This window comes from Chitinophaga sp. Ak27 (assembly GCF_012726295.1).
Taxonomy (GTDB): Bacteria; Bacteroidota; Bacteroidia; order Chitinophagales; family Chitinophagaceae; genus Chitinophaga.
This window is the reverse complement of sequence record NZ_JABAOB010000009.1, coordinates 185,430-199,927: the sequence shown is the minus strand read 5'-3', so window position 1 is coordinate 199,927 and position 14,498 is coordinate 185,430. Positions and strand designations below refer to the sequence as shown.

Here is a 14,498-nt window from a genome sequence, read left to right as displayed (position 1 = left end):
GAGAAAAAAGCCGTTTTACAACCTCATTTCCTGTAATCCTTCCGACGTTTCCAGTACTGCTGCCTGGCTGATCTTTACGTAGGCAGCCAGCGCTTTGATGGTGGTGAGTTTGAAGAATGTCCTGACAGCTATATGCAGTCCGAATTTTTCCTGGAGGACGGCCGACAAACGCATTACCAGCAGGGAGTGCAATCCGAGTGCAAAGAGATTGTCGTTGATCCCGATCCGGTCTGTTTCCAGTAATTTTTTACAGATATCTTCCAACGCCTGTTCTATGTCATTACCTGGCGCTTCATATTGAGTGAGCGATACCTGGCTATCGGCTTCCGGCAATGCTTTTCTATCTACTTTTCCGTTGGCAGTCAGCGGGAGCTGGTCCAGGGTAATAAGCTGCTCGGGAACCATGTATTCCGGCAGTCTTTCTTTCAGATAAGCTAGCAGCGTATCGCGGCTGTAACCCTCGCGGGTTACGATATAGCCAACCAGGCGCCTGTTGCCGGCACCGGTGGTATCCTCTCCTTTAGCCAACACCACTGCAGATTTTACACCGGGAAACTGTTGCAATGCATTTTCAATTTCTCCCAACTCAATTCTATATCCGCGGATCTTTACCTGTTCATCTATGCGGCCCAGCATTTCAATGCTACCATCGGGCAACCATCGTCCCAGGTCACCGGTACAATACATGCGTATGGCGCCATCGGCATGGAAAGGGTCTTTAATGAATTTGGCTGCTGTTTTCTCTGAATCATTCAGGTATCCTCTCGACACACCGATACCGGAAACACATATTTCTCCGGCAACACCCACAGGACATAATTGCCGGGCGGTATCCAGTATATAAATGCGGAGGTTTTGTATAGGCTTACCTAACGGTACATTATTGCGGGCCGGCGTAGCGTACATGAAATGATGGGTAATATCGTCAGATGCCTCTGTAGGTCCGTAAGCATTTACTACGGGAATGCTGCCGTAAAGTGGATGCTGGAACCATTTCGATAACAACGCCTGGCTTACCGGCTCACCGGTTACCAGCAGGTACTGGAGGCTTTCCAGCGGCGCCTGGCTATCTTCCATCAGTACGGCCGCCAGGTAAGAGGGCACCAGCTCCAGCACGGTAATGCCGTCGCTGCTGATGCTGCGCAGCAATGCAGCCGGACGATGTATTTGCGCTTCCGTGTATACCACCATACGTCCACCACTCAGTAAAGGCGCAAACATCTGCCATACAGATATATCAAAAGTATAAGACGCCGTATACGCCATAATGGTAGTAGCATCCAATTTCAAATCATTCACCTTGGCAAATAAATGATTCAGCATACCGGCATGTTCTACCATTACGCCTTTGGGCCTGCCGGTAGATCCGGAAGTATAGATGATATAAGCCAGGTCATTGGGCCCTGGCGCTGTAAACAGCGGCGTAACCGGTTGTATATCCAGTGTAGCAGCATCTCCGTCTATGAGGAAGATGTTTAGCCCCGTGATATCCTTTAATTTTTCCGCTCCGTAGTGCGTGCTTATAACGAGATGGGCATTGCAATCCTCCAGTATAAAAGCAATTCTGGCCACGGGGTATTCCGGGTCAACAGGTACATAAGCTGCTCCGGCTTTCAGGATGCCCAGTATGGCGATGACCATGTCTGCAGACCGTTCCAGGCAAACCGGCACCAGCGAATTTTCAGTGACGCCCGCTCCTCTCAGGTAGTGCGCCAGTTGGTTGGAACGCTCGTCCAACGCTTTATAACTCACCACCGTATCACCAGCGATAATAGCCGGTGCTGCCGGCGTAATCGCGGCCTGGAATACAAACAGGTCGATAAATGTTTTGTCCTGTGGAAATGCCACCGCGGTATTATTAAAATCAACCAGCAACTGTTGTTCCTCTTCCGGCCGTAACATAGGCAGGGAGCCTATATGCGCCGCCGGCAGCTGCACAATGAATTGCAGCAACTGCTCATAGTGTTTCACCAGTCGCTGAATACTATCTTCCGTAAACAGGTCCACACAATACTCAATATAGCCGCTTAATCCATCGGCGTCTTCCTGTAGGCAGCAGCTGAGATCAAACAGGGTTACGGTATGCGGAATTTCTTCCTGCGTAATATGCAGCTCGCCCAGTTTCAGGTCTGGTGCGTCCGGCATATTAAACAGTTCAAACATTACCTGGAATAAAGCCGTTCTGCTCATATCTCGCTCTTTCTCCACCAGCTCCACTATCTTTTCAAAAGGTGCATCCTGGTGGTCGTAAGCATCCAGGGTAGTTTCCTTCACCTGTTGCAGCAGCGTAATAAAAGTCGGATCACCGCTCAGGTCACTGCGCAGGGCCAGCGTATTTACGAAGAACCCGATCAGCCCTTCTGCTTCCTGCTGCGTTCTGCCGGCAATGGAAGTACCCACACAAATATCATCCTGGCCACTATATCGGTACAGCAATACTTTGAACGCCGTGAGCAAAGTCATAAACAAGGTGACGCCCTGCTGCTGGGACAATACCTGCAAGTGATCGCGTAGCTCTTTATCCAACCGGAAGCGGCTGATGGCGCCGCGCGTGCTCTGTACCGGCGGACGCAAATAGTCTGTGGGCAGATGCAGCACTTCCACACCCGACAGCTTCTCCTGCCAGTATACCAGGCGTTTCTTCAGTGCGGCGCCTTCCAGGTGCCTGCGTTGCCAGATCGCGTAATCTGCATATTGTATATCCGGAACAGTCAAATGCGTAGCGCTGCCGGTGCTGTGCGCCCGGTACAGGGCAATGAGTTCATTGATTAATATCGATACCGACCAGCCATCGGAAGCAATATGATGCATCACCAGTACCAGCACATGCTCTTCTGCCGACACCTGCAGCAGATGTGCCCGCAGCATGAAGTCAACGGCAAGATCAAATGGTTTATATACCAGGCTGGTAATATAGGCCTGTAAAGCAGTAGCATCCTCTGTGAAAGTGATTGCCGTCAGCTGCCACTGGTCCCTATCCAGTATCTGCTGATAAGGCTTTCCCTGCTCCTGTTTGATGATGGTGCGCAGCGATTCGTGACGCTGTACGATCTGGCCTATAGCGTAGCCAAGCGACGCCTTGTCCAGCAAGCCTTTCAGTCGCAACACCACCGGCATATGATAAGACACGCTGCCTTCCAGCTGATCAATAAACCACAGGCGCTCCTGGCTGAATGACAGTGGGATCTGGGCTGGTCTTTCTACCGCAAAAAGCGCCGGTAGCAGCAGTCCCTTATGTTGCAGTTGCAGGTAACCAGCCAGTGAGGCAACAGTGGGATGCAGGAAGAAATCTTTTACCGTCAGCTCTGCCTCCATCTCTTTACGGATGGCAGATACCGCGCGGGTAGCCAGCAGCGAATGTCCGCCCAGCTCAAAGAAATTATCCTGGGTACCTACCCGTTCCACGCCCAACAGGCGTTGCCAGATATCGGCCAGTTGTTGTTCTGTAGCAGTGACCGGCGCCTGGTAATTCAATAAACGCTTGCGTTGTATAAATTCCCATTCTGTTAAGAACCGGCGGTCAACTTTACCGTTGCTGGTTAGCGGCAATAACTGCAAGGCTACAAAGGCTGATGGCACCATGTATTCTGGTAAACGTTGCTGTAACTGCGCGCGGATATCTTTTTCCAGCACTTCGCAGATATCGGGGAACAAAGGTATGTTTGTCTTCACGCCCTCTGTATAACCGGAGGCTTTACTATAAGCCGGTTCTACAAAGCCATTGAACGGTGTTTGTTCCAGGAGCAGGTTTATTTTAAACGGATCTTCGTTCAGCAGGAAGCGGCTATGATAACCGGCAGCTTTGGCGGCCGCCAGTATTTCGTTCACTACTTTGGTATCGTTGTCCGGCGTGAGAATATAATCTGCCAGGTCTCCTACCTGGTTGATGTTTCTAACTGTAAGTGCCTGTTCCAGTAACCTTTCTTTCCATAACCTTGGGTTAGGTACGCGGTGTAATGCAATTCTGGGATGGCCGGCGGCCAGGTGGGATAAAATGCTGTTCTTATCTGCCAATTCGTCCCATGATTGCCATTGCGGTTGCAGTACCGGTTTTTCCGTGTCGATATGCAGCACCACCGTGTAGCGGTAGAGCGTAAGTTCATTGATATAGTCACCTTGTTTCCATTGTATGTCCACATGGGTTATCTCAGGATAAAGGGATTGCAGCTGGAAGAACCAGGCAGGTGAAAAACACAGTTCTTCTTCTTTCCATACTTCCTGGTCTACATTCCACTCAAATTCACGTAAACTGGTTTTGCTTTGCAGCTTCTCCAGTTGCAGCCTGCGTTTGAAAGAAGGGAGTAAACGGAGGTCTCTCACATCCCCGATCACGATATGCCCTTTCCCTTTGAGCAGGGAAATGGCATTGGCCAACACATCCGACATATATTGTGCGCCGGGGAAGTATTGTACAATGGAGTTTAAAATTACGGTATCTATCGTGGTATCTTCTTCCAGGGTAACTTCATGCGCGGCGCATATTTGCAGGGTTGTTTCCGGGTAGCGGCGCAGCCCTTTGTTGATATGTTGCTGCAGCTGGTGGGTAGATACCTGCGAGAAATCGGTACCAATATATTTTTCGATATGACCAGCCAGCTGAAAATAGATCAAGCCGGTGCCACAGCCTATTTCCAGTACGTTACGCGGGTTAGTGGCCAGTATCACGCTGGTAATATCTTCCAGCCAGCTGCGCATGTTCTGGGCAGGCAAGGCTTCGCCGGTAAAGCTGTCGTTCCAGCCGGTGATATTAAATTCTTCATCCAAATCTTTTACTTCCTCTGTTTTGCTATAAGCCGTTTCATACAGTTCCTTCCAGGTGGCTACCTGTTGCAGGTACAGCTCCTGTTCTGTTTGCAGTACAGCCTGCTGGTCGGGCACATAGTAGCTTACCAGCCGCTTTTCAGCACCCGTTTGTTCTTTTACCACTACACAACTGGCGGCTACTTCATCCAGGTTGTTGAGCGCTCTTTCTATTTCGCCGGGTTCTATGCGGTAGCCACGCACTTTGATCTGGTCGTCCATACGGCCCAGGTATTCCACCGTTCCATCCGGCAGCCAGCGGGCGCGGTCGCCGGTACGATACAACCTGGCGCCCCGGAGGTCCGTAAACGGATCAGCAACAAATTTTTCCGCCGTCAGCTCGGGTTGGTTCAGGTACCCACGGGATACACCGTCGCCACCCACATACAGTTCTCCGGGCGTACCTACGGGCAGCAATTGCATGGCGCTATCCAGCACATAGGCTGTACGGTTACCCAATGGGCGGCCGATAGGAATACTTTTGCCGGGCACTACTGCCGCAATATTCCAGGTGAGGGAAAAAGTAGTATTTTCCGTAGGGCCGTAACCGTTAATAACCTGCGTAGCAGGATAGGCAGCCCGGAACTTACGGATATGTTCTTCTGATAATTTTTCTCCACCGGCCATCACCGCGGTCAATCCTTCGAAAATGGTGATATCATCATCTACCAGCTGGTTAAACCAACTGGCGGTAAACCACATTTTGGTCACGCGCCGGTACCGGATTTCCTGTTTGAGCAGCTGGTTGTCGAGCAGCTTTTTTTCCGGGCATAATACCAGCTGGCCACCATTCAGGAGCATGCCCCAGTACTCAATCGTAGTAGCGTCGAAGGAGGGCGATCCGGTAGACAGTAAAGTATCTGTGGCGCTCAGCTCTACGAAATTACCGCCCCTTGCCAGGCTAGTTACATTGCGGTGAATGACCATAGCGCCCTTGGGCCTGCCGGTAGAACCGGAGGTATAAATAACATAAGCCAGTGAATCCGGGTCGGTTTTCACCGCCAGCGGATGCGCCGGCATAGTGGCGAGTACGTCGAGGATATTATCGACAAAGATCAGCGTGGCGTGTTCTGCTTCCACGGCCAGCAGCGACTGCTGATCGGTAGTGGTCACCACCAGTTTGCTGCCGGTATCCTGGAGCATATAGGCAATACGGTCTTTGGGGTAAGCCGGGTCCACAGGCACATAAGCCCCTCCTGCTTTCAGGATGCCGAGGATACTTACGATCAGGTGAATGGACCGATCCATACATAGCGGTACCATCACACCTTCTTTAACGCCCTGTTTGCGGAAGTAATGGGCTACCCGGTTCGACTGCTCCTCCAGCTCCCGGTAAGTAAGTTGCTGTTCGCCGAATGATAATGCAATGGCATCGGGCGATAGTACCACCTGTTCTTCAAACAGCGCCGTAATCGTTTTATTGACGGGGTATGGCACTGCGGTGTCGTTGAAGGTAACCAGCAGCTGATGGGTTTCTGCGTCACTCAGCATGTTCAATTTGCCAATGGCAGTAGCCGGATTTTGTACGGCTGCCTGCAGCAGGGCCATGTAATGATGCATCATTCGCTCAATAGTAGCTTCCTGGAATAAGTCGATGCAATATTCTACTTCCAGGGCAATGCCTTCAGGTCTTTCTTCCACGGTCCAGAAGATATCAAACAGGCTGGTACTGCGGATCACCGGTTCAGGGGCGATAGTTGCTTCACCCAATCGTAGTTCCGACATCAGCGGAATATTCTGCAGGGTAAACATTACCTGGAATAAAGGATTCTTCCTGATATCCCGCTCTCCCATTACCTCTTTTACTACTTTTTCAAAAGGTACTTCCTGGTTATCGTGGGCATCAAACAAGGTGTTTTGTACTTCTTTCAACACAGCGGCAAAAGAAGGGCCTCCACTGAGATTGCTGCGGAGTGCGAGCGTATTGACAAAGAAGCCCAGCAATGGTTCCAGCTCCATTTGCGCCCTGCCGGCAGTAGCGCAGCCGATGCAAATATCTTCCTGCCCGCTGTAACGGTACATCAATACTTTTAAGGCGGCGAGTAAGGTGGTAAACAGCGTAACGCCCTGCTGCCGGCCCAGTTGCTTTACCTGCGCAGATAGTTCCTTGCTAAGGTGCATGGTAATTACCGCCCCCCGGGTACTCTTAACAACCGGGCGTTCAAAGTCCGTGGGCAACTGTAGTAACGTAACGCCGTCCAGCTTCTTTTTCCAGTAGGCTAATTTCTGTGCTACCAGGGGGCCCTGTAAAAAACGCCGCTGCCATATAGCGTAGTCCGCATACTGAATTTTCAATGCGGGCAACACAGGCTGGCGGCCGCCCAGATATGCATTATATATTTCAATCAGTTCCTGGAAAAAGATATGTGCAGAGGAATCATCAAAAACAATATGATGTATGGTGAGCACCAGCACATTTTCGTTGTCTGAAACCCGGATCAGGTGAGCCCTTAGCATATGATCGTCCGACAAATTGAATGGCGTGTTCACCAAACCCGCAATATAGGTTTGTAAGGCCGCGGCATTGTGCTGGTACAGCGGATCTTCTACTTCCACCATTTGCCAGTTTACTACCTCCTGCACCCGTTGATAGGCATGCCCTTCCTCCTCGTCAATATTAGTTCTTAATATTTCATGGCGGTCTACAATGCTTTGTAATGCGTAGGCGAGTGCATTTTTATCCAGTCTCCCCTTCAACCTTACAATTGCCGGCAGGTTATATTGTACACTGCCTTCCAGTTGATCGATGAACCATAAACGTTCCTGGCTGAACGATAAGGGGATGCGGGCGGGCCGGTCTTGTTTTTCAATCACTGTTGGCAAAACATTTAAGAGCGCATCTGCCACAGGTACCACATTTTTCTTTACCGGGGTTACCTTCGGTAAAAACCCTGCTTGTTGTAATTCCGTGATACAGTCTCTGAAACATTTTTCAATAAAGTCAATATCTTCATCAGTATGCGCCGCGGAGAGAAAACAGGTTTTGCCTTCCCATATGTATACTCCTTTTTCCAGCAGGTGATAGAAGAACAAGTCCATGTTACCGGAAATAGAGAAATAAAACAGGGAGCCAAAGTTGTTCACTTTGATGGGCACCTGGTTTTCGTCGAACAACCGGGTGATATTGCTGATCAGGCGGCTGGTGCGGGCGTTCAGTTTTTCCTGCAGCGCGGGTCCCTGTCTTTCCAGTTCACCTAAAACGGCTAGTGAAGCCACCATGCTTAGCGGATGTTTACAGAAAGTACCGGCCAGGAAAGTAGTTTCTGCTTTGGGATAAGAATCGTCTTTATAGTTCCATAGTCCGCCGTCAAAAGCCTGCATACACCAGTCTTTACCGGCAATGATACCTATCGGCATGCCACCACCGGCAATTTTACCATAGGTAGCCATGTCGGCACGGATACCAAAATGTGCCTGTACACCGCCCGGATGAATACGGAAACCGGTAATCATTTCATCGAAGATCAGGATGATCTTTTCCTGTTCAGTCATGGCACGCAGCTCGTGTAGTAATGCTTTTGGCTGATAGCCTGGTCGCCTGCTCTGGATAGGCTCTACCAGTACGGCAGCCAGCTCGTGTGCATGTGCACGGATCTGTTCTACTACATTGGGATTGAGGTAATCAAATACCAGCACATCGGCAACCATGTTGGGGATAACGCCCGGCGCAATAGGAATGCCGTTATGATCATGTTCAATATCTTCCACCATCGCCAGTGTGCCATCAAAATAACCATGATAGGAACCGAGGAAGATGGCGATCTTCTTTTTGCCGGTAGTGGTACGGGCCAACCGCATGGCCGACATTACTGCTTCCGTACCGGAGTTATGGAAGCTTACCCTCTCCATACCGGTAAGCGCCGCAATGCGGGTGGCTACCTCTCCGGCAAGATAGGTTTGAGGGCCCAGCTGATAGCCTTTCTCCAATTGTTTATGAATAGCTGCCGTTACTATTTCGGGACGATGGCCTAATAAGTTAACCCCAAAACCCATGGTGAGGTCCACGTATTCATTGCCATCCACATCGGTCATTTTTGATCCCAGGGAAGACGCGGCTACAATAGGATACACCATTTCTTTGGTGGCAAAGCGGAAGCCCGCCGATACGCGGTTATCCGCCAGTACGGGGCGATATTTCTCTGTGAGCGCCTTAGAGGTTTTGGTTTTGGCGGTATACTTCTCTATAAAAGCATCCAGGTAGGCCTGTTGCGCCGGCGAATATTTTTGTCCTGGTTTAGTTTCTATTTTCGGGAAAATAGAGACGCCTTTTTTGGGAGTGGCAGTCGCGGGTGGCGCCGCGCTGCCCGCATTTACTGCGGGCGACGGCGCACCAGGATGCCCGTTTGCAGCATGACCGTTGCTATGGCTGATCACCGGCTGTATGCCTTGCGACATCCACTGAAATTGTTGCGCAATAACATTGAGTTGTTGCTGCATCAATTGGAAAGTATCCTGGATCACATGATAAACGCCCGGCGCCGGTGCCTGCGGTGTGATAGCTGGTAAGGGCGATGGGGAAGGCAACGGGGCAGCTGCCGCTGTAGCCGCTGGTACAGGGGGTACAGCTACCGGCGCGCTGTTTGCAGTAACAAATACCGTTGCATGTTCAGCAATATACTCCGCCATCAATTGAATAGAAGTAAGTTCTTCAAAGATCAGGCGCATAGAAAAACTCAACCCGTATTCATTCTCTATTTTTCTTACCAGGCTGGCCATGATCAACGAATCCGCGCCCTGCGACAGGAAGGGCGTATGGATGTTCAGTTCTTCCGGAGAAGACATTTTCAATAGCCTGCTGAGATTTTCTGCCAGGTAACCGGCGATATACCCGGCACTATTGGGGAGTAAATGGTTATTGTGACTCATGTGGGTGTTATTAGGGGTAGACGGGGTATTTACTTCCTTTCCGTTAGACAAATTTTCTTGCTGCCGGCGGGTATTTTTTTCTATCCAGTAGCGCTGGCGTTGGAAGGGATAGGCTGGCAAAATCGCTTTATGAGGTGCACCGGCGGCATGGAATGCGGGCCAGTTAACCGCCACTCCTTTTACATGCAGTGCTATCAGGGCATTAAGCATGGTAGTCCAGGACGAACGCCCTTCCCTCATCACCGGCAACAAACGATCCTCATCATATTTCAGGGTCAGCTGCGCCATAGATAGCAAACTGGGCTGAGGTCCCAGCTCCATCAGGGTATATTCGCCCGCGGCTTTTATCGTTTCAATACCTTGAGAAAACAGTACCGGGGCCAGGATATGCTTACTCCAGTAAGCAGCATCCGTAATCTCTTTTCCTGCAATAGCACCGGTGACGTTCGATACCAGCGGAACAACTGGCAAATGATATTGCACGCCGGCCGCAATTTTATGGAACGGTTTCAATACCGGCTCCATCAGGGCGGAATGGAAAGCATGTGACACCTGCATTTCGCGGCTCCCTACACCGGCTTGCTTCAGGAATTTTGTCACCGCCTGTACTGCTTCTTTTTTCCCTGAGATGACTATCAGTTCCGGTCCGTTAATGGCAGCAATCGATAAGTCGTTGCCATAGGGCTGAATAGCGGCGGCTACTTTAACAGCGTCCGCAAATACTACTGCCATACTGCCTTCCTCTTTAACGGCGTTCATCAACGCCGCCCTTGCCGTGATCAGCGCCAGGCCATCATACAGGCTGAATACCCCGGCGGCATAAGCAGCGGCATATTCACCAGCGCTGTGTCCCATCACGATATCCGGCATAATACCCCATGACCGCCACACCTCTGCCAGCGCACATTCTATGGCGAATAAGGCCGGTTGCGTAAAAACGGTTTGGCGCAATAAGGTGTCAGCTTCTTCTGTATGCTTTCTGTAGAGCAGATCCGTTAATGAAAATGGCCAGCTCTTTTTCAGGAAAACATCACAATCATCTAACACCCGCCTGAATACCTCATTGGTATCATACAGCTCCCTGCCCATATTCCAGTATTGGGCGCCCTGACCGGTAAACAGCCAGGCAATTTTTCCGGGAGCATGTAAAGTATCCCCGGTAACTATACTGTGTTGTCCTTTGCCGGCAATATATCCCTGCAACTGCCGGGCAGCATCCTCTTTGGAAACCGCCTGCCAGGCGAGCCGGCAGGCATATGTGTCGCGGCTCAATGCCATGGTCCGGGCAATAGTACCGATCGAAGCAGGGCTTTCCGGCAGGAATGAAATATACCGGGATACCATTGCTTTCAATGCCGCCGGTGTTCTGGCCGACAACAGCAAAGGATAAGCTGGCAGCTGCATTTCTTCCCGCGTCGTTACCGCCGGCGCTTCTTCCAATACCAGGTGCACGTTTGTGCCACTCAAACCAAAAGCGCTGACAGCGGCCCTCCTGGGCGATGCGGCAGATGGCCAGGGCGTAAGGGTATCTGCTACCCTTACCGGCATATCTTTCCAGGGAACGAACCGATTAGGGGTGTTAAAATGGAGACTGGCAGGGATTTGACGGTGTTGCAGGCTTAGTACGGTTTTAATAAAACCGGCAATACCCGCTGCCGCCTCCAGGTGTCCTATATTTGATTTCAGTGCACCCAGCAGCAAAGGCTGTTCCGTGTTACGGAAGCGGCCATAAACAGCATTCAGCGCCAGTACTTCTACCGGATCGCCGAGGCGGGTACCTGTTCCATGTGTTTCTACGTAGTGTATACTATTTGCCTCCACGGCAGCATTTTTCAATGCCTTTTCTATCAGCTGTTGCTGGGCAATACCATTTGGAGCCGTCAGCCCATTACTTTGTCCGTCGTGATTCACTGCACCTCCCCTTATAACGGCAAGAATATTGTCGCCAGCAGCCAGGGCATCCTCCAGCCGCTTTAAAACCACCATGCCTGCTCCTTCTCCCCTCACATATCCATCCGCGCTATCATCAAAAGTTTTGCATTGCCCGGTGGGCGACAATGCTTTCATGCGGCATAGCTTAACGGTAGTATCTGGCGATAACATGAGGTTCACGCCACCGGCCAGCGCCAGGGAGCACTCTTTGCGCAACAGGCTCTGAGCGGCCTGGTAAACACTCAGCAAAGAAGAGGAACACGCGGTATCCAGTTGCAATGCCGGACCGTGAAAATCCAACAGGTAAGCAATCCTGCCGGCGGCAATACTTCTTTCTATACCTAAACCGGTAAATACATCTTCATAGTAAGTAACATCGCTGTTGTCGCGAATTACCTGCTGGTAGTCATCTGTGCTCATGCCCACAAAAATGCCGCTGTCGGAGCCTCTCAACGAAAACGGCGCAATGCCGGCGTGCTCCAGCGCTTCCCAGCAAACTTCCAGCAGCAGCCGTTGCTGCGGATCCATCGCTGCGGCCTCCCTGGGGGAAATGCCGAAAAACAACGGATCAAATTGATCCACCTGTTCAATGAAACCACCATGACGAGTATACATCTTTCCGGGAGCATCTTCCTGCAGGTCGAAATACGCTGCCGTGTTCCATCTGTTTTCCGGCACTTCGCTCACCGCATCCCGGGCCGATTTCAATAATGCCCACATCGCTTCCGGCGAGTTCACATTACCCGGAAAACGGCAGCCCATGCCGATAACTGCCAGCTGATCACCGGCCAGACCTGATGCTGCTGGCGTACTTTCCTTTTCCGGCAATGGCAGTGTCATTCCTGCAAAATGGGCGGCCAGGCCCTGTACAGTTGGATAATTGAATACCACTGTATTCTCGACCGGCGTTTGCAGGAAAGTTTCCAGGTCCATTGCCAGTTGCACCGATAATATGGAGGTAAGTCCGTATTCTGCAAAAGTTCTTTGGGCCAACAATTCCGCCGGCGTTGTATGCAAATGCTGTTTCAGCCAGGATTCCAGCCATTCTTTTAGCAGCGATAGCGTATGTGCATTGGTGATAGTTGCTGTTGCAGGCCCCACCATCACTTCATTCGGCGCGGCCGCCAGTTCTGCAGCAGCCACTTCCACGATCGCTTCATTATAGGCGCCTTTGATATATTCTTCTACAAATAAATGTCTTCTTACTTTTCCGCTGGTTGTTTTGAAGATCTTTCTCACAGGGATTACCTGCTTCACTTCCAGTCCCAGCCTCGATGCCACCGTTCTCTTCACCAGTGATATTATGGGCAGGAATTTTTCTGCCGACGTTTTATGTACAACAAAAACAACAATAGATTCTGATCCGCTGACCTCATCGGGGATACCACAGGCCACCACTTTACCAGTGTCGATTTCGTCGAGGGTTTCCAGGGTGTGCTCAATATCATGTGGATATACGTTTCCGCCGTTTACGAAGATGATGTCCTTTACCCGGCCCATGATATACAAAACATCGTCGAGCACAAAGCCGGTATCACCGGTATTGAGCCATCCATCTTTGAAGGTATTATTGCTGGCAGCTTCGTTATTGTAGTAGCGGCTGGCTACACATTCGCCTTTCACCCAGATAATACCGGCGTGCCCGGGCTTCAGCGTGGCGCCTTTTTCATTGACAATCCGTAACTCAAGACCATCTATCAGCGTGCCTACCGCCACAACTTCCAGGGTATCTGCTCCACCCTTCTCCTGGAGCGATTTGCCGGTAATGCTCTTACCGATGGTGAGCGACGCTCTTTTTACAAATACACTTTTGAAGGGAACATGCGCCCTGGGGAAAGTGACTTCCAACGTAGCTTCCGCGAGACCATATACCGCGCGCATAGCCATTGGATCGAGGTTATATTTTGCCATCCGGTCGTTGAAAACCCTGGCCAGGTTAGCAGAAATAGGTTCGGCGCCATTCAATATAATTCGCACCGTAGACAAGTCCAGCTTTTCCCCCTTCTCTTCTTCAAAATGATTTAAATAATATTTATACCCAAAGTTGGGAGAACAGGTAATAGTAATACGGTAATCGGACGCTTTTTGCAGCCATAGCAACGGATGCCTGATAAACAGGTCTGTAGGCATGATATACTGCTGTACACCGGCTGCCAGTGGATTAAGGTGGAAGCCAATTAACCCGAGATCGTGTGTAAGCGGCATCCAGCTTAAAAATATATCGTCTTTGGTGCATTGATACGCATCCAACGTTGGGAAAGTATTCGCAATCAGGTTGCGGTGCCTGATCTCCACCCCTTTGGGGTTACCAGTAGAACCAGATGAAAACTGGAGAAAGGCAATATCGTCCGGGGTAACGTTGGCCATGATGCCGGTTGGCAGGCCGTCTTTATCTTCATCCAGGAATAACACCTGGTCGTAAAAAGTTTTGTCGGCAGCGCCATCGCTGTAGTCCTGCTTGCATAATTTTTCATAATGCGCAGGGGTAGTAATTAAATAAGGGTTTTTCAGGTATGCCCTGATTTTATACAGTTTCCGGGCATTCTCGCTATAGTGCGTAATAGACACCGGCACAGGTATAATCCCTCCTAAAACGCAGGCCCAGAAATACTGGATAAAACGCTGGCCATCTTCTATCTGTAACACCAGTTCATCGCCGGGTTTCAAGCCTTTATGCTGTAAGTATCCGAGCAGGGATAAGGCATCATGATACAATTGATGATAGGATAGAAAAATCGTCCTGGTGGCTGCTATTATAAAGCTGACACCTACATTACGTTGGTCTTTTTGGTTGATCAGCAGCTCAGGCAGGGTCTTCAGGGACAGCTCATTTTTCATTTTTTACGCAGTTATTGGTTCGCTAATAACAATAGTTTACCGGGTAGAGAGATGGAGATTCC

At 50.4% G+C, this 14,498-nt stretch carries 1 protein-coding gene; it reads right to left on the bottom strand.

Translation table 11 applies throughout. The annotated features are described in order from the left end of the window. Positions 1-15: 15 nt before the first annotated feature. Complete coding sequence (locus HGH90_RS26115; RefSeq protein ID WP_169192229.1) at positions 16-14,436, bottom strand: non-ribosomal peptide synthetase/type I polyketide synthase; 14,421 nt, start codon at positions 14,434-14,436, stop codon at positions 16-18. Between the last annotated feature and the right edge of the window lie 62 nt (positions 14,437-14,498).